Origin of the sequence: Sivoneniella epilithica UHCC 1019 (assembly GCF_040830845.1) — a bacterium.
GTDB lineage: Bacteria > Cyanobacteriota > Cyanobacteriia > Leptolyngbyales > Leptolyngbyaceae > ULC077BIN1.
Map to the genome: position 1 here is coordinate 1 of NZ_JBFPDP010000007.1, position 21,627 is coordinate 21,627.

Below are 21,627 nucleotides of genomic sequence, written 5' to 3' on the forward strand. Positions count from 1 at the left end.
ACTGAAGTCGAATCGTCCATTTGACCCCAACTTCCTCACCACTACCCCTTGACTTTCAAGACAGCATCTACATCCCCCAATCCCTTCTACCTTTTTGGGAGAAGAGATTGGGGGATTGAAGTTCTTCTCCTGTTTTGGGAGAGGGATTTAGAGTGAGGGGTAAAATTGATGCATGGCAAGGGTTGTCAGCATTTTTACAAAAACTGTCCGAAGGATTGTTAGAGGATGTCTTATAAACTTAGGTATCCTCCAAACTTGTAGCGATCGCGTTCTGCTGCTTAAAAGTCAACCGCTCCTTAAATTCCTCAAATCCTAATGGGTACTTTTTTGCAACTGTAGAAGTCTGTGAAGGTAGCCGCTAATCTTGTAAGGTCTGAGCGCTTTGCAAAACGTTTTATCATCAAGATCAGCCCTTGATTGGTAGCTGAACATCCCTTACTAAGATGACTCATGCGATCGCGGCAAACCCTGGTTGACCTGTTCTCAACATTCGTCCGGTTTGATGCCGATACTTTTAGCCGTTGGATCAGCGACCCAAAACTGCGGCGCAGTATGGATCATTTGCTGAAATCGGCAACGGAGGGTGGCACCTCAGAACGTTTTTGGACGCTGTACTGGCATAAAGCATGGCAGACTCAGGCGACCGATTTAGCGACCCGTCATCTCACTGCCTACTTGCAAGAAGCTTGCTTTTGGGTGGCTCGTAAAATGGTGCTGAATCTAGCGGGTCGCCAATCTACCGCAGATTTGTTTCAAACCGCTATCGCCCGCACCAGTCATGTGCTAAAAAGCTTCAATCCTCAATTTAGCTCCAATCTCAAAAGCTACGCCGAATTTGCCTTCAGCAACGTGATTAAAGACACCCTGCGTCAGCAACAGGAGGTCGATATTTGCACCGATTGGGCATTGTTGCACAAGGTGAGCCAAAAGCGCCTGATAGACTCGCTCGCTCATGCTGGACTGAATGCTCAAACGATCGCCGCTTATGGATTGGCGTGGAAATGCTTTAAACACCAATACGCCCCTAGCGAAAGCAGCACGTCTCGCAAATTGATTAGACCGGATCAGGCAACTTGGCACGCGATCGCCCAGCTTTATAATGCAGAACGCATCAACCAGCTAGGGATAGGAAGTGTAGCTTGTAGCCCAGAACAAATGGAACAATGGCTGCTAATTGCTGCTCGTGCAATTAGAGGATTTTTGTATCCTACGCCCATTTCGCTGGATGCGCCCATCGTTGGACAGGACGATGTTGAACTTGCCGATTTTTTACCCAATGCCGCGCAAGAGTCGTTATTATCGACCCTGATTGCTCAAGAAGAAGTCAGCGATCGCCAAATGCAGCAAACCCAGTTGAGCCAAGTGATATTAGACGCGATCGCCCAGTTAGAGACTTCCATGCAGCAACTTTTACACGCCTATTACGGGCAACAAATGACACAGCAGCAAGTTGCCCAATTATTAAATCTGCCGCAGTATACAATCTCTCGTCGTCTTGCCAGCCTCAAAAAAACGTTGCTCACGACCCTGGCACGTTGGAGTCAAGACACCCTGCATATTTCCATCACATCCGACGTACTCAATAGTATGAGCGCTGTGCTAGAGGAATGGCTAACGGTTCACTACCAGCCTTCCGATCCTTCTTGACCTCGGAGTCCCTATGATGTCTTTTAATGCTGCCTCTACCGATTCAAAGCTCCAAATCCTTCACTTGGAGCTTCCCCCAGTGCCCCTAACTTCTGCTGCATTCTCTACACCGGGTCGCCGCTGGAGCGCAGATCTGAATCAAATGGCTCTCACTGCGTTTCTACCTTGGCTACGCGATCAGTTCGCTGCGAATCCACAGGTATGGCTAGATGCGACCTTACCCAGCATTTGGGAATTTGTGAATGGAACCGCGATCGCGATCGGCTCGTTGCGACTGGTGCTGATACCATCGGCAGCCCTCGATACCGATGAGTTGCGCGTTCCTCAAGAATGGGTAGATCTGCCTTCTTGGGCAGCAGATTACTATCTGGCAGTGCAGGTCAACCCAGATGATGGCTGGATCGAGGTTTGGGGCTACGCTAGCCACGAACAACTCAAAAATCGTGGGGTCTATGATGCGAGTGATCGCACCTATTCCCTTGCCGAAGACGACCTGATTCATGACCTGACCGTGCTTCAAGTTGCCCTAGAGTTCTGCCCTACAGAAACTCGTCGCGCCGCGATCGCCCCCATTCCCACGCTGGAGATTACCCAGGCAACCCACTTAATTGAACGCTTGGGCAATCCCGATCTTGCTTTTCCACGCTTGGCAATTCCTTTTTCGCTGTGGGGTGCATTGTTAGAGCATGGCGGTTGGCGCAAGCGCTTGTATGAACAGCGTCAAGGCATGGCTGAATCTTGGTCGGTAGTCGATTGGTTGCAAGCCGGAGTCTCTCATCTAGCTGAGCAAATTGGCTGGCAGCACACGACTTTTCAGCTTGCCACAGGGCGCGGGATGCGGAGTTTACCGACTGCTGGCTTAGCGCGATCGCTGACGATTGCAGGAGTCTCCTACCAACTTCAAATTGCGTCTGTGGGCGATCGCTCCGCTCCAGAACTCACCGTTTGGCAGTTTGAGTTACGCCGATCCGATCCCACAGCCACCATTCCGGTTGGAGTGACGCTGCGACTGTTGACAGAAGATTTGCAGCCCTTTGAAAATAATGAAGATGTGGCACGAAATCAGGTAGAAAGGCTATACATTGATGTCGCATTGCAACCGAGAGAGGGCTTAGTGTGGGAAGTGGAGCCAACTCCAGACGGCTACGATCGCGAAGTACTACGGTTTTGATACCGTTTTGAGTTTTGAATTGTAGAAGCTTTATTCGGTCACGGTCTCAACCTAAGATCTGTCGCATTTTCCATTTAAATTGGAATGAGAAGCTACTTTTAAATTTCCCTGATCGTTGGGTCTAACTGGTTTCGCCCTTGCTGATATTGCTTATACCGTTGTAACTGGTCAAGTTGCTCGCTCAATCGCACCGGAAGCGGTAGCTGTAACTTTTCAAATAAATCTCGCAGCCGATAGCGCCAATCATGCCGCAGCCGACATTCCACATAGTTTCGCCAAGAAATTTCCTGAAGACGCGACTCATCTTGCAACAGCGCTTCAAAAAACGGAATCACCTCGTTGGGGTTCTCAGGAATCCCTAATGTGCTGTCTTGCCAACCCATTAACCTTTCTACTCCACGATCTAGGGGCTTTTTGCCCACAATCACACAACCTGCCGCCCAGCCTTCAAACCAACGATATAACAGAGGCGATCGCCCTCGAAATCGATGAAGATGCCCTCCTTCAAAACACAAACTGATTTTGGAGCGTTCTAACAAGCGATTGAGTAACGCAATGTGATCTCGCACATCGTATACTTCGGCTCCAGAAAAGGTGGAGTGTACATAGAGCCGTTGGCTTCCCGGTTGATTAAACTGTTGCAATAAAGCATGAACTGGTTTATTCGTTCTGCCATAGCTCAAAATATCGATTGAGCGCTGAGATTGATATTCAGCCAAAGGAAATGTATTGGTCGCTAATGGCAAAAACGAAGTCTTGATCGAATGAATTTGCTCTACTTCTTTTGCCAAACTCGGTGAAATGACAAATAGATGATCGAGTTTAGGCAGAGCAGGACGATTTAGCTGAGCAGGCTCAAACCCATCTAGCAAATAGCCTACCCGTAAATCAAACTGATCCAATAAATGCTTCAGTGCAAAAATAGATAACAAAAAGCGTGGCTTCAATCCGACTACCAACAGGACATTAGGACCATCCGCTAAGGTGGGCAGCCTATCAAGCTCAAACCATGACTTGGAAAGAGCTTGATACACCCGAGTAATCAAGTCAGGGCGATCAGGTTCTTTAGGCTTAAAGTAAGCAATCCCCTTATTTTGAATCGGGTGTAAAAAATGAACGTTGCAAACTGCTGCTAGCGTATCTTCTAAGCTATAACTGACCGACCAGCCAACATGGTTATGGCTTGCATGAAGTTCTGATAGAACAAACAAGTTCATAGAATAACAAAAACGGTATATGAAAATGAATTCTCAAATGCTCTCAGCTATCTGATAAACGTTTGGAACAGCATCAGATACACAGAGAATTAGCTAGGCAGGGAACGCTTGAGTAGATGCACTTCATGAAGTATTCAGGATAACGGAAACTTACTGTATCTGCTAAAAGAGTTGAATAAGGATAGAATTTAATCTGCCTTGAGGTTACTGTTTATCAGTTTCTTCTCTCAAAAAATCTGCAACAGTCTTTTTGTGTAGTTAAGAGGTCGTGAGGTTGCCCACACCCTAACTTGGCGACTAGTCGGCATCCTAAGGTTTAATTAGTTCACTCGTTTTGAGGAAGTTCATTCATGACCGTTACTCCCATTCGTGCCAAAGAGTTAAAACACGAAGTTAAAGATTTATCCCTTGCTCCCCTTGGACGGCAGCGGATTGAGTGGGCAGGGCGGGAAATGCCTGTCCTCCGCCAAATTCAAGATCGCTTTGCGAAAGAAAGACCTTTGGAAGGGATTCGTTTAGTTGCTTGTTGTCATGTCACTACCGAAACGGCTCACCTAGCGATCGCCATCAAAAATGCTGGGGCTGATTCCTTGCTCATTGCCAGCAATCCCCTCTCCACGCAAGATGATGTGGCGGCTAGTTTAGTTGCCGATTATGGGATTCCTGTTTTTGCTCAAAAAGGCGAAGATAACGACACTTATCACCGCCACGTTCAAATTGCCCTAGATCATCGTCCCAACATCATTATTGATGACGGTAGCGATGTCGTCGCCACATTGATTCAAGAGCGGCAACATCAGATTGCTGACCTGATTGGCACTACCGAAGAAACCACCACGGGCATTGTGCGCTTGCGTGCCATGTTTAGAGATGGCGTGTTGACTTTCCCGGCTGTCAACGTCAACGATGCCGATACGAAGCACTTCTTTGATAATCGCTATGGCACCGGGCAATCCACGTTGGATGGCATCATTCGCGCCACTAATATTTTGCTGGCAGGTAAAACCATTGTGGTTGCGGGCTATGGTTGGTGCGGTAAGGGGGCTGCACAGCGATCTAGCGGTATGGGTGCCAATGTGATCGTGACTGAAATTGATCCTGTGAAGGCAATTGAAGCCGTCATGGATGGATTCCGAGTTTTGCCGATGGCGCAAGCGGCTCCTTTGGGCGATATTTTTATCACTGTGACTGGCAATAAGCATGTGATCCGGGCAGAGCATTTTGAAGTGATGAAGGACGGCGCGATCGTCTGCAATTCAGGGCACTTTGATATTGAAATTGATCTCAAGTCTCTGGGCGCTCAAGCAACGGATGTCAAAGATGTGCGGAACTTTACCCAGGAATATCGCTTGAAAAATGGTAAAGCGGTTGTGGTTTTGGGCGAAGGCAGATTAATCAACCTTGCGGCGGCGGAGGGGCATCCTAGTGCAGTGATGGACATGAGTTTCGCGAATCAGGCGCTTGCGTGTGAGTATCTGGCGACCAATAAAGGAAAATTGGCACCGGGTCTTCATTCAATTCCGGCTGAGTTGGATAAAGAGATCGCTCGTCTAAAACTTCAGGCGATGGGCATTCAGATTGATACTCTGACTGCTGAACAAACTGAGTACATCAATTCTTGGACGGCAGGTACTTAACTTTAGCCAGTCGTTAAGTTGTACGCAAAAGGGGAGGGGCGATCGCTCTTCCCCTTTTTGTATTTTTAGAAACTTAGTCACTGTAATGCTGAGAGGTGCAGGGCATTTTTAAGCACCGCTCAAGTACCTCAATTCGATGGACTCGCCAAAAATACTGAGGATTGAGGCTAATCCGATAGTGTGCGTCAAACACAGGTTGAGTCAAAAACTTCCACAAAGGAAACCGAATAGAACAATACTTTGAATACATAACTAAAACGGTAGGGTTACTAGAATGGGCAACATTGAAACTAAGACGCAAGCCTATTAGCGCTCAATCCTGTTCATCTAAAGACTGTATTCTCAAGACCAATCGCAAGATCCGCACAAGAGACTTTAGTAGTAGAAGGTGCATGATGGGCAATCTGCTATTTACAAACTGGCAAACCTAGACATAAAAACCCTGGTGAGGATTGCGGATTCTTGATTGAGGGATGGCGGTGACATCTGTAATATTACGGATGTGAACTAAACACTTTAGGCAAAAAGCTAGTCTTTTCAGAACTCTTTTTTGCACTTCGCACTTCTTTAGGCATAGCGCATTCCAACAGTGGCAGGCGCGATCGCCTTAGTGGTCGATTGCCCATAAGTAATGGATAGATGAATCGGCAATGTTTTAACGCGATAGCCGCGATCGCTTTGATTGAGTTCTAAAAAGAAGCTTTGCCAGGTAGACGGGCGAACAGTCCAGGCGTTTGGCATTCCATCTTCACTGTTGGTGGGCAAGATCGCTTGAGGGTGATACTCCACGGCGATCGCGTCAAACTGCATCTCCGCTTGACGCATGGAATTAATTAAACTACACCAGTCGTAATATTGCTTTTGAGAATAAATGGAATCATGGGCATACACTTCTGCCCCAAACAGCCAGGTTAGTTTTCCACAAATTTCTTCTAGCCGGGGGCGATCGTCCATTAACAGCCGAGCCTCTTCAGGAATTAAAATGCTTCCCTCAATCGGCATCCATAACTCAAACGACGTAAATGCGTCGATCGGAATTGTTTTTAGCATCAGGCTAGAGGCAAGCCCAAAGGGATTTGGAGCTACTGCCAAATCGGGTGGAATAAAAGAATTCATCGTCTGACTCATCAATCTTCCAAATTTTCAAAAGGAGCTAATCTAGACTTCCCAAGAACACTCTCCTCACAACACAGCACTTCATCAACCAATAATAATAAAATTGATTGACCCTATTTAGTTTTCAGCACTTTGCTATATAAAGTTTGAATAAATTTCAATTATTGAAGAAGCTTAATATGTTGCAGGCTAAAAACTGGCACTCTTTTTTCCAAGCAATTCTGATGCCGTTTCAGAACCGTCTAAAATAGAGTATCACTGCCAAAAGAAAAAGGCTTCAACCAGAAATTATGAATTATACGCTTGCAGAGGCAACGGCAATTGATCAAGAGCTTTCTAACCGCTTTATTGACCTCGATCGCAGCGGCTACTTTGTGATTTTTGTAGATGTAAACGAAAAGCTAATCTGTGCTAAATATTACACCAATTTTATTGATGAGCGTGGTCTAGCGTGTGATCCCGAAACGGGCAAGCCCATTCCTTGTGATGGCACGGTTACCCGGTTGCCCACACGCTTGTTTAGTGGCAGAACGGCAAAAGAAATTTGCGTCCAAATTTTTGAACAAACCACTGATTGCCTAGTGACTCAGTTGGATCATGCTGCTTATTTAGGGCGCGAGTTTCAACGGGCAGAGACTGCAATGTTAACAGGTCAAGAGTATATTCAAGACTAAAAAGGGGTAGAAGCGGTTCTCCAGTTTCCTAGCGGATTTCGGCGGCAGGCTGAGTGGACGGAGTTTGAGGAAAAGCAGGTGGCTTGCCTGACGCAATTAACTCTTTTTGGAAGTAAGGATACCAATGTTCAAGTTCTTCATCCGATAACTTAAACACTTGGGGTGAATGTTTGAGTGCGCTCAGCAGTCCGCAAACTTGCGGGAAAGTCCAGCGGCGGCTGAGTCCATCTTTGAATATTTCAGCTACAACCCGTCTTACTGTAAGTTGATAAAAACGATCGCGATCGCGCTTCAAATCATTAGAATATCGCCGCAGACAAACTGCCTGGTTCATTGCTGATAACACAGACACTACATATCGCGAGAGCCTGCCGCTGTTGCTTTGAAAATGATGGAGTTTTGCATCAGAGGTTTCTAGCAACATTCCATGTCGCGAAACCCGATAGCTAGCGTCCATGTCTTCCAGCAGCGCATAGAACAACAGCAAGGGTTCAAACGGTTCTTGGGCGATCGCCTCTCGCCGATAAGTCATACGGCATCCATGAAATATCTTGACTGGACGCACATTTAAATGGCTCAACGAAGTTGGAACCGAATAGTCAGGAAACTCCCCATCATAGGGAATGCATAAAAAATCTGAATCCATCAAAAACACATGTCTCCAGATGAATCGTTGAAAAGACGCAATTCCTGGAATCCATTGATCTCGATGCCAGCCTACCTCTTTCGGCACATCATTTATCGTAATCTCTGAAGGCAAAGTGGGAGCCAGAATGCTTTGTACACCTTTCACCACTCCTTCTGCGTCTGCTTCATATACCCGCATAATTTCTTCAGCACAGGTTGGATACATCAGCGAATCATCATCTAATAAAAACGTGATGTCTGCTGTTGCCAGTGCTAGACCTTGATTGCGTTGTAAGGGTAGCCCACGCTGATCTGCTGCCTGATAAATCCAGCGAATTTCTGGGTGGTGAGAAGCGATTTCAGCCATGACCTGGGTGCGGGTGTTTTGCCAGTGGTCGCTGGCATCAATCACAATGATTTCACTGGGTTTTCGGGTTTGTTCCACTGCCAACTGAAGACATTGACAAAGAATCTTCTCTCGTTGATAGGTGGCAATGACTAAGCCCCAGGAAAGTAGTTCGTTCATAGATGGCAGTTAATCAGGGAGTAGGGTTTGAATCTCTATTTATCGTTTGCGACCGGTGACTATGTTGAATCGTCTGCGCTCTTTTTCTTGCTGGATCATGCGATAGCCAAATTGGAGGGGGCGTCCGGTTAGTTTCCAGAAAGGCGATCGCTCTAACCATTGCCTGTACCCTCTAGAAACATCATTGGCTAGGAGATTGCGCCACTTAAGCGAGAGTTGATCGGGGGTAAATTCTTGCGATCGCTTCCAGCCATTTTCAACCATTGCTTGATATAAACCTGGATTGTCACGCAATTTTTGCAAGGCGGCAATCACATCTTCTGGAGTGTGAACTTCGATGTAATCTAGATCAGATTTTCGGAGTGCTTGATAGGCAGGTTCGGCACCTAAGAGGGCAGGACAACCCGCAAACCAAGCATTAATCAACTTAGAAGCGGGCTTTGATTCTAAGTATTCCCGATTTGAGTATCGAATGGCTAACACTACATCGGTTGCAGAAAATTCGCTCCAATCTGAAAGGCTCACCTCATAATCTGGCAAGGTTGAAAAGGTGAACCCCAGCGAGGTGAGTTGAGCGACAAACTCAGAATTTTTGAATGCTTCGGGCAAGTAATACCAGCGTCCTTTAAAGGCAAGGGTGCTAACTTGAGTGCCTCGCTCAGAATGGCGCGATCGCAACTCTGGCTGCACCCAATACTGCATCAAATGATCCGTTGGAGCCAAAATATTCAGCGGATTTTGGACAATTCGATGGGCGCAAATTTCGGGGCGCGGTCGGTCTTGTTGGCACACAACCAAATAGCTGTTGAAGGGCAAACCCCGCCATAGGCTACGCTGCATCAACTCTTCGCGCGACACGACACAAATGCAATCGGGAATATAGCGATCGACTAAATGCACATCCAACCCGCGTAGTTTCAGTTGCAAGTAGGTTTGCACAATCCACGAACTGCTACCGCCCCACTCAGGACGGTAGTATTCAGCAAACGCAGGCATCTTGGTTACAGTTTGAAACTGTTCACAAAGCGCCGGATCGTTACGGACGAAGTATACCGGATGAGGCAGTGCCGCAAAGGTCAGGTGAGTATTCATAGGAAGACCAGTATCGATGTTTCAAGAGATGGCACCCCAAAACACCGATGGTATCTTAGGCATAAAGCGTTTAAGCGTAAACTTTGCGGTAATAAGCTTGATATTCCTCAGATAGCAGCGGTTTCCACCAGTCTTCGTTGGCTAAAAACCATTCTACTGTGAGCCGCAGTCCTTGCTGCACGGTGACTGAGGGAGTCCAGCCAAGTTCGGTTTGCAGTTTCGTGGAGTTGATTGCATAACGGCGATCGTGCCCTGGGCGATCTTTGACATAGGTGATCAATTCTTGGGCAGGACGAACGGGTAAATCGGGTGCTAATTCATTCATTAAGTCGCATAGCATATGAACGAGATCGATGTTTTTCACTTCGTTATTGCCACCGACATTGTAGGTTTCACCGACTGTACCCGAATGCAGCACCGCATCGATCGCGCTGCAATGATCGCCGACATACAGCCAATCTCGAATGTTTTGTCCATCGCCATAAACAGGCAAGGGCTTACCCATCAAAATATTGATACACATTAATGGAATCAGCTTTTCGGGAAAGTGATACTGCCCATAGTTGTTGGAACAATTGGTGATCGTAGTCGGCATTCCATAGGTGTGGTGATAAGCTCGAACCAGATGATCACTGCCAGCTTTGGAAGCAGAATAGGGGCTGTTTGGCGTGTAGGGAGTGGTTTCAGTAAAGGCTGGATCGTCGTGGCTCAAGCTGCCATATACTTCATCGGTGGAAACATGATGAAATCGGTAATCTGCTGGGCGATCTGCTGATTGCCAATGCTGACGAAACGCTTCCAACAGGGTAAAACTACCGACTACGTTGGTGCGGACGAAGGCATCGGGTCCCAAAATGGAGCGATCGACGTGAGATTCGGCGGCAAAGTGAACGAGCGTATCAATGGCTTCTTCGTGCAGGAGCGCATCAATGACTGGGCGATCGCAAATATCGCCTTTCACAAAGCGGAAATTTGGATGATCATCCAACACCGCCAAGGTTTGACGATTGCCAGCATAGGTAAGCGCATCTAGCACCACGACGCGATCGCCCGGATATTTTTGACACCAATAGTGAACAACATTAGCTCCAATAAATCCGGCACCCCCCGTCACAATCAGTCTACGGGGCTTTCTCAAAGGCTGATTCAATTCAAAAGAAGTCATTGGTTTTCCTGTTCAAAAATTGCTAACTACTACAAACCAAAATCAAACGCCAACCCTAGCTTAATCACGCACCAAGATGCTGCAATACTTACCCAGCTTATTCAAAACATTACTGCTGTTATAGGAGATTCAGGATGCGAATGAGTTCCGTATAATCCCTTACAAGACTGCGTCTAAAAATACTTCTAATGGCTTGACTCCTCCAGTTCATCCAAGATTTTACTTAGCGCTCTGCCCGCTGCTTCATCTGAGAAATGTTGAGCCGCATACTGCATGGCATTGTGTCCCAATCGGTTTCGCAGTTCTTGATCATTCCATAACAAATCTAATGCTTGCACTAAACCTTCCACTGATTGAGGCTCAACTACTAGCCCGGTTTCTCCATGAATAATGTAATCTTCAATGCCATTACAGCGCGAAGCAATCACCGCCCGACCCATTCGCATCGCTTCCACGATGGTTACTTGACCCGCCGCAGTCACCCGCTCATTGGGAACTACGGGGACTACGTTGATGCAGGCTTCTTGGGCAAGTTGCAAACACTCTGCTTTGCCAATTCCCAAAGGTGCTTGGGCACAGGCGGGGAGTTCTAAACCTGCTAAGGCACGCGGTCCAGACGCAATAATAGTTGGTAAATTTAGCTGTGCGATCGCGGTCAATAAAGTTGAAAAATCTCGATGAGCCGACCCAATCGCTGCCACAAAAGGCTGTGTAGTATTCTCTTCATGGGTAATTGGAATAGCTGAGACTTGATATGGCAGAAATTCAAACCGCTCTTTCGGCAAGTTTAACCACTGGCTATAGATATGACACTCACGGCGAGTATGAACCACAAAACGATCAATATCCTGCAAACTAGCTTGGGCTAGCCAACGACGCATCCCGCTTGGACAAGTACCCACGTTAAAAAGCCATGCTACAACCGGAATGCGTTTACGAGACACCCGCTGCTGGATACCTACGGCTGAAGCCAACTGTGGAAAAACGGTCACCACTCCGCCTTCAGTTGCTTTGATCGCATTTTTACCATGTTGTAAGTAGGTGAGCCACTCCTGATAATCTGTAGCCGATGAAGACCGATTATGCCAATTTGCCAAAGGATGGGCGCGTGGAATGATGCTGAACTGATGGCGATCGCCAGGAATGTGAGGAACTAACCATTCCCCATCCGTCTTCAAGTCATGAATGAAAGGCGCTGCAACAGTCCAATGCATAGGTGAATTCCAGATGAGACTGCCTGAACCAATCGCTATTTACCTAACGCTAAGGTTAGGAACTCCCTATAAACGATAGCTACAATTAAGCATGGAGCAATAGGGAGCCTTGACCCTCAACCCTGGTTTAGCAGAATGAAGACAGGCTAAGTCAGAAGATCGAAAGGGGTTTGGGGCGATCGCGATGAGTTGCTCGGACGAATAACACATCGCACAAACAGTATCTAAGCACCCATTGCTAAATAAATGCAGCCAGATGAATGCAAAACTCTATGCCAACTCAATTTGCGAGTCATCACCAATCATAAACCGTAGCGCTTTGGGACGTTTAGGCGCAACCTTCAACTGGGCACGCTGCCCAATGACGCTATCTACAATCCGCTGCTGAATGCCGATAATGCTGGCACCTCGTAAAATAACGCTGTGTTCTAGATCGGCTTCAATCAAGGTTACTTGATGATCAACGCTGCTGTACGGACCAATAAAACAGTTCTCCAGGTGGCAATCTTCGCCAATCACTACAGGTCCCCGAACGGTACAGTTGATCAATTTTGACCTGGCTCCAATCTGCACCCGCCCAGAAATTTGGCTTTTGGCATCCACTTCACCCAAAACACTAGACTGCAAACAGGTATCTAAAACGATTTGATTGGCTTCTAAAAGGTCGTCTTTTTTTCCCGTATCCAGCCACCATCCTTCAATTTGGCGGGCTTCGACTTGCTGCTGATGGTTGATCAAGTTTTGAATCGCGTCGGTGATTTCAAGTTCGCCCCTAGGCGATGGCTGAATGCGATCGATCGCATCATGGATCGTGGGCGCAAAGAAGTAAATCCCGACGAGTGCTAAGTTTGAAGGAGGAACTTTAGGTTTTTCAACTAGATGGATCACCCGACCTTGATCATCGATTTGAGCCACCCCAAATGCTGAGGGATTTGGCACAGGGCGCAACATGATTAAGGCATCAATTTGGCTTTCTTTGAATTGGGTTAGAAACCCACCCAGTTCATTTTGAATCAGGTTATCTCCTAAATACATCACAAACGGAGAGTCGCCTAAAAAGGGGCGGGCAACCTTGACGGCGTGGGCAAGACCGGCAGGTTTGTCTTGTAAAATATAGGTAATATTGGCACCAAAGCGATCGCCATTTCCAGTTTTCGTCTTAACCTCTTCACCGGTTTCTGGGCTAATAATAATCCCAATATCTGTAACCCCTGCTGCCACAATTGATTCAATTCCATACCAAAGAATTGGCTTATTGGCGACCGGAACTAATTGCTTCGCTCCCGTATAGGTGAGGGGGCGTAGTCGTGTGCCTTTACCACCACTTAAAATGATTGCTTTCATTAGAAGACTCTCAATGATTGGTGAACGGTTGACTTAAACAGTTGACTAGAACTATCTGCACTATGAATAGTTTGAACTATGGATAGACATCAGCAAACTTTAAGGGTTTTCCTACCTGATCTTTTGCAGATAGGATTGGCTCTCCTTCTAGGGGCCAATGAATGGCTAAATCTGGGTCATTCCAAAGAATAGATCGCTCATGTTGAGGAGCATAGTAATCTGTCGTCTTATACAGCACTTCAGCGACTTCAGAGACAACCATAAAGCCATGAGCAAAGCCGGGGGGCACCCAAAGCATTCGCTTATTTTCAGCGCTCAATATACAACTGACCCACTGCCCGAAGGTGGGAGAGTGCTGACGGATATCAACAGCAACATCAAAAATAGCGCCTGCGATCGCCCGGACTAACTTGCCCTGAGCATGTTCGATCTGATAATGCAGCCCACGCAAAACGTTTTGACCCGAACAAGAGTGATTATCTTGCACAAACGGTTCTGTAATCCCAGCCTTATCAGCAAATGCGTTACCGCTGTAACTTTCTAGAAAAAAACCACGATCATCTTGAAAAACTCGTGGCTCAATGATTAGAACATCAGGGATTTCTGTAGGCAAAACATTCATTTCGACTTCCTTATACCGATGAATTAACTACTACTTAAAGTCTTATAAAGACTTTTTACCCAGCATTGAATTTTTCGCTCTCTATTCAGTTCAATCCCTACTAAGGGTTATACCGTGAAATGCACCGGACATCATCTAAATCAAAAGTAGCTTCATCAAAAAATAAAATGCAAGAAGATTAGTCAAGCTAGCGAAAATTTTTGTTTGTACTTACTGTTACTAATGTACTTACTGTTACTAATCTTTTAAAGACACATCCGGAAGATAAAATTGATACATAGATGCTAATCAGAAATAGAAGTCTGAGCTTAATAGTTTTAAACTCAAAAGAAGTTAAAGCGACTAATGCTAAAAATTTTTAGCGTATAAAACCATTCTAGTCAATTCGATCAATTGTTTTGATTTTTTCCTGATTTCTACAATTACAAAAAGCGAACTCTAAATTCACAGAAAAATTTTAATCACCTTATTTCGATTAAACTTGAACTTGACGATGTAGCATTTTTTACATGCTTTTCGATCTAGTTATAAAGTTTAACTTTTTCTCTTTTCTGCTGCATTATTAGAGTTCCCATTTCTTTTGCATGACTAACTAGTCCTCTGCAATAAAGGAGCTATGTCGTGCGATCGCAAATTGAATGAGTTGATGGACTAACTCAGCAAAGGATATTCCAGCCGCCGCCCACAGTTGAGGATACATGCTAGTTGCCGTAAAACCGGGCAGCGTGTTTACTTCATTAATCAAAATTTCTTGAGTAGATTCGACATAGAAAAAATCGACTCGCGCCAATCCTGCCCCGTCGATCGCAGTAAACGCACGAATTGCCATCTCTTGAATTTGTTCAGCAACGGCAGTGGGTAAAGCGGCAGGAATGCTCCAATCTGCTTTGCCAACCGTATATTTAGTTTCGTAGTCATAAAAATCGCTTTGATAAGTGATTTCACCCACTGTGGAAGCTTTTGGCTGGTCATTGCCTAACACCGCGCATTCCACTTCTCGCGCAACTACTCCGGTTTCAACGATAATGCGGCGATCGTAGGTGGCAGCACTATCTAGCGCCGTTTCTAGCTGAGAGCGATTGCGGACTTTTGAAATTCCCACGGACGATCCAAGATTGGCTGGTTTAACAAAGCAGGGGTAGCTAAGGGTCGCTTCAATCTGGTCACACAGTTGGGTGTAAACGCAGGGGTCAGACCAGATTTGCGATCGCGTGACTGCCATATAGTTAACTTGTGGCAAACCGACTTGAGCAAATAGTTGCTTCATCGCTATTTTATCCATGCCGATCGCTGCACTCAGGACTCCCGACCCGACAAATGGGACTTGCATCAACGTCAGTAAGCCTTGGACGGTGCCATCTTCGCCATTGGGTCCGTGCAGCACAGGAAACCAAACATCTACGTCACCCACCGCAGAAGGAAACTGCCAGCGACGGTGCGCCTCTGAGCTAGCAAGAGGGGCTTCAAGTTGAGATGGGGTATTGGATTCAAGCACTTTTTGAGAGATCGCCGGATCAGACCAAACCCCGTCTTTTTGAATATAAAACGGTAGCAACTCATAGCGGCTCTGGTTTTCATCGGTGGTTAACGCTTGGGCGATCGCGATCGCTGAGTTAATTGACACCTCATGTTCGCCAGAGCAACCACCAAACAGAAGTCCAACTTTGAGTTTTTGCATAAGGGCATGATCCTAGTCTGGGTATGTAGCGCTGGGCTGACTTGCCTGCATAATTTGAGTTGATTTTCTCAGCGCATGATTATGTATGGTTACAATCCTAGTGCGAAAGGGGATGAAGGCTGCTAGGATTGCTCAGCTAAGAACGATTTTAGTAAGGTGCAAGTTTAGAAACCGTCTTCTTTTTGTCATTACTTTCCGATTGTTTGCGTACTCTATAACAACAAGGATGTTTCGTCCGGTTAAAATAATTCCATTGCTTAAGCTATTAAATAGGGTGTAGACGGCAACTGATAAAACTGACCCATTCAAAATGACGCAATATGAAATTGCATAGACTAAACAACGCCGCAAAATCTGAGCTTGATGAGTTAGATCAATTGATTCTTCACGGTATCGCGTTTGTTGCAGATGGCTCTTATCAACAAGGTTTGGCTATTTTGGATCAGGCAGTTTATCTTCAGCAAAATAATAGTGCTACTTGGTATCACCGAGGGGATGCACTGGCAAACTTGGGTCGTTATGGTGAAGCTTTAGAAAGTTTTGAGCGGAGTCTCGCAATTAGTCCTGATAATGCTGATGCTTGGGTCTTTTGTGGAGTGGTATTGATTCACCTAGAGCGATATTCAGAGGCATTGGAACGTTGCGATCGCGCGATTGCCCTAGAGCCAGCTAACCGAGAAGCTTGGACTTTTCGAGGAGCCGCTTTACAGAATTTAGGACAGTATAAAAAAGCCTATGCTAGCTACCAAAAAGCGACCCAAGGGAAATAACGAATGACTAATAAAAGAATTTATCCATTCAGACTTTGGACTTCAGACTAGCCCGTAACCCCTAAAAGGCTGGCGATCAGGGCTTGCTGAGCGTGCATTCGATTTTCTGCTTGATCCCACACGCGAGATTGAGCGCCTTCCATGACATCATCGGTAATTTCCTCTCCGCGATGGGCAGGCAGACAATGCAGCACGATCGCGGATGAATCTGCATGGCTCATCAGTTCCTCATTCACCTGGTAAGGCTGAAAGATCGGAATCCGAGACGTTGCTACATCTTCTTGCCCCATACTTGCCCATACGTCGGTATAGATCACCTGAGCGCTCTTGACTGCCGCGATCGCATCAGTCGTGGTGGTAATTTCAACGCGATCACCAGCAATTTTCTTGGCTTGCTGCACAATCCTATCCAAAGGCTGGTACTCATGGGGAGAACTAATCCGCACATTCACCCCTGCCAAAGCACAACCTAGTAACAAAGAATGCGCCATATTATTACTGCCGTCACCCACATAAGTCAGTGTCACACCCGCTAGCCCATGAAATGACTCCTGAATTGTCTGTAGATCTGCCAACACCTGACAAGGATGTTCCAAATCGCTCAATGCATTAATGATCGGGATTTTGGCATAGTGGGCAAAGGTTTCTAGATCGCGCTGGTCAAACGTGCGAATTGCCAACACATCTAGGTAGCGATCGAGAACTCGTGCCGTATCCGCCAGTGGCTCTCCTCGGCTCACTTGAGTCACACTAGGATTCAAATCTAGCGCTTGTCCTCCTAAGCGAGTCATTGCGGCAATAAAACTAACGCGAGTTCGGGTTGATGCCTTATAAAATAGCAATCCCAAAAGCTTTTGACATTGCGGATACGTTGCGCCAGCTTTGAGTTGTGCCGCAAGATACAACAGATCTCGTAGCTCCTCTGCTGTCAGGTCCGCCATGCTCAGTAAATCTCGCCCTTTCAGTGCCCCCATTCTGCTGCATCCATAATCACTGGTAAAACCCTAGCAAATCCAAGCCGCTAAGCCTAGCGCGTGTCATCAAACAAAGACTCTGTTGAGGGGTAAAGAGGTAAAAGGAGTAGAGAGGTAAAGGAATAACGACATAGCAGTAGACACCCCTTCACTCCTCCACCCCCTCACTCCTTCACCTATCAACTACTACTGGTTTGAGTCTCCACTAGGCTCTACGCCTGCTGCTTGCAAAGCTGCCTGAGTCTTTTCCTTATCTAGCTTTAGCACCAACACACCTAAAGGAGGCAAACAAAGATCAATAGAATAAGGACGGTTTTGGTATGCCCATTCTTCAGTCCATTTGCCGCCTAAATTCCCCATGTTGCTGCCGCCAAACTCACGAACATCGCTATTAAATACTTCCTTATAGAAGCCCAAGAACGGTACACCCACTCGATAGTGAGAATGAGGTTGGGGAGTGAAGTTACAAACGACGATCGCAAACTCTTCGTGATCTTTCGCCCAACGAATAAATGACACCACACTATGGCGGTTGTCGCTACAATCAATCCATTCAAAGCCACCCTGACCGCCAAAATCCCAGGAGTAGAGCGCCGGTTCACCGCGATACAACTGATGGAGAGCGATAAAAAAGCGCTTTAACTGTTGATGAGCCTCATGCTGGAGCAAATGCCATTCCAAATCTGCCCACACATTCCACTCATTCCATTGCCCTAACTCCATGCTCATAAAGATGGTTTTTTTACCCGGATGGGTAAACATATAGGCAAACAAACAGCGGACGTTCGCTTGTTTCTGCCACTCGTCACCTGGCATTTTGCCAACGATGGAACTCTTGCCATGGACAATCTCATCGTGAGAAAGCGCTAGCATAAAGTTCTCACTGTGGTGATACATCATGCTGAAGGTGAGGTTGTTTTGGTGAAACTGCCGGAACCAAGGGTCCATGTGGAAGTAATCCAACATATCGTGCATCCAGCCCATGTTCCACTTGAGGTTGAAACCTAAACCGCCGACATAGGTTGGCCAAGAAACCATGGGCCAATCGGTGGATTCTTCGGCGATCGACAGCACACCCGGAAAGTAACTAAAAATCACGTGATTCGTTTGACGCAAAAAATCGGCGGCTTCAATGTTTTCCCGTCCGCCATATTGGTTGGCAATCCATTCGCCATTCGGACGCAGGTAATCGAGGTAGAGCATGGAAGCTACCGCATCAACGCGAATCCCATCAATATGATATTTATCGAACCAGAAGAGAGCGTTGGCAACGAGAAAGTTGCGGACTTCGTTGCGCCCGTAGTTAAAGACCAGTGTGCCCCATTCTTTATGCTCTCCGTTCCGTGGATCGCCATGTTCATAAAGATGAGTGCCATCAAAAAATGCCAGTCCGTGCCCATCTTTGGGGAAGTGACCCGGCACCCAATCGACTAATACTCCAATGCCGTGTTTGTGGCATTCATCCACAAAGTACATGAAGTCTTGAGGAGAGCCAAAGCGGGATGTGGGGGCGTAGTAGCCAGCCACTTGATAACCCCAAGAGCCGTCAAAAGGATGTTCGGCGATCGGTAACAGTTCCAAATGGGTAAAGCCCAGTTCCTTGACATAAGGAATTAGCTTGGCTGCCAGTTCGCGGTAGGTGAGAAAGCGAGTATCCGGTTTTAACTCGGAAACGACGACAACGGGTTCAGTTTCACCGTTGGGTAAACGTGCAGGCTCAGAGGTCGCGGCGTGCATCCAAGAACCCAAATGCACTTCATAGACAGAGATGGGTTTGGTGAGTGGATCGACATGGCGGCGTTCTTCCATCCACTCGCTATCGTTCCATGTGTAGGTGGTCAGATCGGCAACGATGGAGGCAGTTTTGGGGCGCGGCTCTTGATAGAAGCCATAGGGGTCAGATTTTTCGTAAATGTGACCTTCCCAGTTTTTCACTTCATATTTGTAGTGAGCGCCAACCCCGGCATCGGGAATAAAGAGTTCCCATACGCCGTTGGTGCGTTTGCTCATTTGGTGCTGTCGTCCGTCCCACTGGTTGAAATCACCGAGAACGGAAACGTTGCGGGCGCTGGGTGCCCATACTGCAAAATATACACCTTTGACGTTGTTCAGTTCGGCGGGGTGGGCACCGAGTTTTTCATAAATGCGGTGGTGGTTGCCTTCTCCAAATAGGTGAATATCTAGATCGGTGAGCCAGGGAGATTGGAAGGCGTAGGGATCGTAGGAGACGCGATCGCGTTCTCCTTCTTTAATCCGCAGTTGATAGTTAGGCAGATTTGGAGCCGTTAGGGTGGCTTCAAAGAAGTGGGGATGATGGGTCGATTGCATTTGCACTTCTTCCCGTTGCTCTGGAAAAACAATCCATACTGCATCCGCTTTTGGCTGGTAAACTCGCACGACCCAAACGGTTTTTCCATCTTGCTCGATTTGATGGGGTCCCAACACCTCAAACGGATCATGATGTTGGTTCCAAACGATCCGTTCAACTTGGTCTGGGCTAATCGTTGCTGTCATGAAGCTACCTACCTAAATCCTGTAAATTTAATTCAGCTAGAAATGTAAAGAAAATATCAATAACTGTAGTAAACCGTAGCAAATGATGGGCAAACTCTCAAATAATTTTGCCGCGATCGCCCTAGTAGTTTTAGCAAAGACATTCGTAAACTCTTTAAATTAAAAGCGCCCTAACGACCGTTTGGCTTGTTAGGGCGATAAGTGACTATATGCTACACCATCTGTCATAGAATCACGGAACGATTCTCGGTAAGCAACCTAGCTAGACAGCCTAAAATACTCACTGGCTTAAGCGCTGCCTGTAAACGCAATGTCAGGAAACTTCGCCTGGGCTTCTGCCATGGGGCGTTTTTTCCCTTCCTCTTGCCAATAATTAATCACCTCAGTTGCTTGATTAAGCAAATCCACTCGATCTACCTCAGAGATCCAATGTTTTGCTTCCATCTCGGTTTTTAACTGCTCCCAAGCATCATTGCGGGGCCAAAAAAAGTAAGATGTCAGCGGGCTTGCTCCCTTGCCTACTACTTGATCCACTGCTAATGCAACGTTCTCATCTAACCAGAGAACTTTTAATATAAATTGTGCCAACCAAAAACCTCCAACGCCAACCCAACTGGTCAATAATCTACAGCCTTCTATAGTACCTCACTGTTTTTAATCATGCACGATCTTGGATGAATGGCGAATGGCGAGGGGAAAGGAAAAAGGAATTCAAAGAGCTTACTGAAAAGAGGAGTGTTATGGCGATTCAATCAGCTAGTCTGCTAGTGGCGCTGGTGATATTTGATATTGATGGGGTGATTCGAGATGTGGGCGGGTCGTATCGGCGGGCGTTGGCGGATACGGTGGAGCATTTGACTGAGGGGGCTTATCGTCCGTCTCAAAGTGAGATTGATGCGCTAAAGGCTGAGGGTGTTTGGAATAATGATTGGGAGGCTTCTCAGGAGTTGGTGTTTCGCTATTTCGAGGCGCATGAAGTGGAAATGCCAGCGATCCAAGACACAATCTGGCGAGATGATGCGGGGCGGGGTGGGGTGGCGATCGCCTATGACAAACTGGTAGCGTTTTTTCAGGCGCGCTATCGGGGCACCGATCCGAATCACTTTACGGGCTACATCTGCCAAGAACCGCTGTTAGTTGACTCTGCTTATTTTGACCAATTAACGTGGGCGAAGATGGGCTGGGGCTTTTTTAGTGGGGCAACTCGCAAATCTGCTGACTATGTTCTAAAAAAGCGATTGGGGCTTGAGGCTCCGGTGTTGGTGGCGATGGAAGATGCACCTGGAAAACCTGATCCAACAGGGTTATTTGCGGCGGTTTCCCAATTAAAACCAGTGGATTCTAAAATTCCGGTGCTATATGTGGGTGATACGGTGGCAGATATGTATACGGTGGTGAAGGCGCGCCAGCAACAGGGCGATCGCCCTTGGATTGCGGTGGGCATCTTGCCGCCCCATGTGCAGGAAACAGAAGCCCAGAGCCAAGCTTATGCAGATGGCTTGCGGCAAGCAGGAGCAGCGATTGTGTTTGGGAATATGCAGGAACTCACGTCTACCGCGATCGCTCAGCTAATCTAGCTTGGCGATCGCGGTTCAAATCGCTCATGATAAAGCTACGGAATTGTGCATTGACCTTAGCC

At 46.8% G+C, this 21,627-nt stretch carries 18 protein-coding genes; 6 read left to right on the forward strand and 12 right to left on the reverse strand.

Annotated elements, in window-relative coordinates:
* The first annotated feature begins 450 nt into the window (after nt 1-450).
* Nucleotides 451-1,647 carry a sigma-70 family RNA polymerase sigma factor gene (locus tag AB3R30_RS06275; RefSeq protein WP_458648298.1) on the forward strand — a complete coding sequence of 399 codons (1,197 nt, stop codon included), beginning with the start codon at nt 451-453 and terminating at the stop codon, nt 1,645-1,647.
* A 13-nt stretch (nt 1,648-1,660) separates the two neighbouring features.
* Nucleotides 1,661-2,818 (forward strand): DUF1822 family protein, encoded by a 1,158-nt coding sequence (locus AB3R30_RS06280; RefSeq protein ID WP_458648299.1) that lies wholly within the window; start codon nt 1,661-1,663, stop codon nt 2,816-2,818.
* A gap of 98 nt (nt 2,819-2,916) precedes the next feature.
* Here AB3R30_RS06280 and AB3R30_RS06285 read toward each other — a convergent pair whose 3' ends face one another.
* Nucleotides 2,917-4,035, reverse strand: coding sequence for a glycosyltransferase (locus tag AB3R30_RS06285; RefSeq protein ID WP_458648300.1), 1,119 nt, complete (start codon nt 4,033-4,035; stop codon nt 2,917-2,919).
* Nucleotides 4,036-4,385: 350 nt separating this feature from the next.
* Here AB3R30_RS06285 and ahcY point away from each other — a divergent pair, with 350 nt between their 5' ends.
* Entirely contained in the window at nt 4,386-5,672 is a 1,287-nt protein-coding gene (ahcY, locus tag AB3R30_RS06290) for an adenosylhomocysteinase (protein WP_458648301.1), read from the forward strand.
* 567 nt (nt 5,673-6,239) lie between these two features.
* Here the strand turns inward: ahcY and AB3R30_RS06295 are convergent.
* Nucleotides 6,240-6,788 (reverse strand): hypothetical protein, encoded by a 549-nt coding sequence (locus tag AB3R30_RS06295; RefSeq protein ID WP_458648302.1) that lies wholly within the window; start codon nt 6,786-6,788, stop codon nt 6,240-6,242.
* 290 nt (nt 6,789-7,078) lie between these two features.
* Between AB3R30_RS06295 and AB3R30_RS06300 the strand changes: the two genes are divergently transcribed.
* On the forward strand, nt 7,079-7,462 hold the full coding sequence (locus AB3R30_RS06300; protein WP_458648303.1) for a DUF4346 domain-containing protein: 384 nt from the start codon (nt 7,079-7,081) through the stop codon (nt 7,460-7,462).
* Nucleotides 7,463-7,490: 28 nt separating this feature from the next.
* Here the strand turns inward: AB3R30_RS06300 and AB3R30_RS06305 are convergent, their stop codons facing one another.
* The 7 genes from AB3R30_RS06305 to AB3R30_RS06335 all read right to left on the reverse strand — a co-directional run bounded on the left by AB3R30_RS06305 (nt 7,491) and on the right by AB3R30_RS06335 (nt 15,730).
* On the reverse strand, nt 7,491-8,615 hold the full coding sequence (locus AB3R30_RS06305; protein WP_458648304.1) for a glycosyltransferase family 2 protein: 1,125 nt from the start codon (nt 8,613-8,615) through the stop codon (nt 7,491-7,493).
* 39 nt (nt 8,616-8,654) lie between these two features.
* Nucleotides 8,655-9,707: a glycosyltransferase gene (locus tag AB3R30_RS06310; protein ID WP_458648305.1), complete on the reverse strand. Its 1,053-nt coding sequence runs from the start codon at nt 9,705-9,707 to the stop codon at nt 8,655-8,657.
* Nucleotides 9,708-9,777: 70 nt separating this feature from the next.
* Complete coding sequence (gene rfbB / locus AB3R30_RS06315; RefSeq protein ID WP_458648306.1) at nt 9,778-10,872, reverse strand: dTDP-glucose 4,6-dehydratase; 1,095 nt, start codon at nt 10,870-10,872, stop codon at nt 9,778-9,780.
* Between the two features lie 185 nt (nt 10,873-11,057).
* Entirely contained in the window at nt 11,058-12,086 is a 1,029-nt protein-coding gene (locus tag AB3R30_RS06320) for a glycosyltransferase family 4 protein (RefSeq protein ID WP_458648307.1), read from the reverse strand.
* A gap of 270 nt (nt 12,087-12,356) precedes the next feature.
* Entirely contained in the window at nt 12,357-13,430 is a 1,074-nt protein-coding gene (locus AB3R30_RS06325; RefSeq protein ID WP_458648308.1) for a glucose-1-phosphate thymidylyltransferase, read from the reverse strand.
* A 76-nt stretch (nt 13,431-13,506) separates the two neighbouring features.
* Nucleotides 13,507-14,052, reverse strand: a complete 546-nt coding sequence (gene rfbC, locus AB3R30_RS06330) for a dTDP-4-dehydrorhamnose 3,5-epimerase (protein WP_458648309.1) — start codon at nt 14,050-14,052, stop codon at nt 13,507-13,509.
* A gap of 592 nt (nt 14,053-14,644) precedes the next feature.
* Complete coding sequence (locus tag AB3R30_RS06335; protein WP_458648310.1) at nt 14,645-15,730, reverse strand: D-alanine--D-alanine ligase family protein; 1,086 nt, start codon at nt 15,728-15,730, stop codon at nt 14,645-14,647.
* A 320-nt stretch (nt 15,731-16,050) separates the two neighbouring features.
* Between AB3R30_RS06335 and AB3R30_RS06340 the strand changes: the two genes are divergently transcribed.
* Nucleotides 16,051-16,500 carry a tetratricopeptide repeat protein gene (locus tag AB3R30_RS06340; protein ID WP_458648311.1) on the forward strand — a complete coding sequence of 150 codons (450 nt, stop codon included), beginning with the start codon at nt 16,051-16,053 and terminating at the stop codon, nt 16,498-16,500.
* Nucleotides 16,501-16,547: 47 nt separating this feature from the next.
* Here AB3R30_RS06340 and argF read toward each other — a convergent pair whose 3' ends face one another.
* The 3 genes from argF to AB3R30_RS06355 all read right to left on the reverse strand — a co-directional run bounded on the left by argF (nt 16,548) and on the right by AB3R30_RS06355 (nt 20,576).
* The gene (argF, locus tag AB3R30_RS06345; RefSeq protein ID WP_458648312.1) at nt 16,548-17,474 is read right to left on the reverse strand and encodes an ornithine carbamoyltransferase; all 927 of its coding nucleotides are present in this window, start codon (nt 17,472-17,474) and stop codon (nt 16,548-16,550) included.
* A gap of 186 nt (nt 17,475-17,660) precedes the next feature.
* Nucleotides 17,661-19,988, reverse strand: a complete 2,328-nt coding sequence (gene glgB, locus AB3R30_RS06350) for a 1,4-alpha-glucan branching enzyme (RefSeq protein WP_458648313.1) — start codon at nt 19,986-19,988, stop codon at nt 17,661-17,663.
* Between the two features lie 288 nt (nt 19,989-20,276).
* On the reverse strand, nt 20,277-20,576 hold the full coding sequence (locus AB3R30_RS06355) for a 30S ribosomal protein PSRP-3 (protein ID WP_171572524.1): 300 nt from the start codon (nt 20,574-20,576) through the stop codon (nt 20,277-20,279).
* A gap of 152 nt (nt 20,577-20,728) precedes the next feature.
* Between AB3R30_RS06355 and AB3R30_RS06360 the strand changes: the two genes are divergently transcribed.
* Nucleotides 20,729-21,565 (forward strand): TIGR01548 family HAD-type hydrolase, encoded by an 837-nt coding sequence (locus AB3R30_RS06360; protein WP_458648314.1) that lies wholly within the window; start codon nt 20,729-20,731, stop codon nt 21,563-21,565.
* The last annotated feature ends 62 nt before the right edge of the window (nt 21,566-21,627 follow it).

Bases quoted from the DNA above. Each gene is read 5' to 3' on its own strand.
- AB3R30_RS06275 (WP_458648298.1), top strand. From the start codon at position 451: ATGCGATCGCGGCAAACCCTGGTTGACCTGTTCTCAACATTCGTCCGG.
- ahcY (WP_458648301.1), top strand. From the start codon at position 4,386: ATGACCGTTACTCCCATTCGTGCCAAAGAGTTAAAACACGAAGTTAAA.
- AB3R30_RS06310 (WP_458648305.1), bottom strand. From the start codon at position 9,707: ATGAATACTCACCTGACCTTTGCGGCACTGCCTCATCCGGTATACTTC.
- argF (WP_458648312.1), bottom strand. From the start codon at position 17,474: ATGGGGGCACTGAAAGGGCGAGATTTACTGAGCATGGCGGACCTGACA.
- AB3R30_RS06325 (WP_458648308.1), bottom strand. From the start codon at position 13,430: ATGAAAGCAATCATTTTAAGTGGTGGTAAAGGCACACGACTACGCCCC.
- AB3R30_RS06295 (WP_458648302.1), bottom strand. From the start codon at position 6,788: ATGAATTCTTTTATTCCACCCGATTTGGCAGTAGCTCCAAATCCCTTT.
- rfbB (WP_458648306.1), bottom strand. From the start codon at position 10,872: ATGACTTCTTTTGAATTGAATCAGCCTTTGAGAAAGCCCCGTAGACTG.
- AB3R30_RS06320 (WP_458648307.1), bottom strand. From the start codon at position 12,086: ATGCATTGGACTGTTGCAGCGCCTTTCATTCATGACTTGAAGACGGAT.
- AB3R30_RS06360 (WP_458648314.1), top strand. From the start codon at position 20,729: ATGGCGATTCAATCAGCTAGTCTGCTAGTGGCGCTGGTGATATTTGAT.
- glgB (WP_458648313.1), bottom strand. From the start codon at position 19,988: ATGACAGCAACGATTAGCCCAGACCAAGTTGAACGGATCGTTTGGAAC.
- AB3R30_RS06335 (WP_458648310.1), bottom strand. From the start codon at position 15,730: ATGCAAAAACTCAAAGTTGGACTTCTGTTTGGTGGTTGCTCTGGCGAA.
- rfbC (WP_458648309.1), bottom strand. From the start codon at position 14,052: ATGAATGTTTTGCCTACAGAAATCCCTGATGTTCTAATCATTGAGCCA.
- AB3R30_RS06340 (WP_458648311.1), top strand. From the start codon at position 16,051: ATGAAATTGCATAGACTAAACAACGCCGCAAAATCTGAGCTTGATGAG.
- AB3R30_RS06300 (WP_458648303.1), top strand. From the start codon at position 7,079: ATGAATTATACGCTTGCAGAGGCAACGGCAATTGATCAAGAGCTTTCT.
- AB3R30_RS06285 (WP_458648300.1), bottom strand. From the start codon at position 4,035: ATGAACTTGTTTGTTCTATCAGAACTTCATGCAAGCCATAACCATGTT.
- AB3R30_RS06305 (WP_458648304.1), bottom strand. From the start codon at position 8,615: ATGAACGAACTACTTTCCTGGGGCTTAGTCATTGCCACCTATCAACGA.
- AB3R30_RS06280 (WP_458648299.1), top strand. From the start codon at position 1,661: ATGATGTCTTTTAATGCTGCCTCTACCGATTCAAAGCTCCAAATCCTT.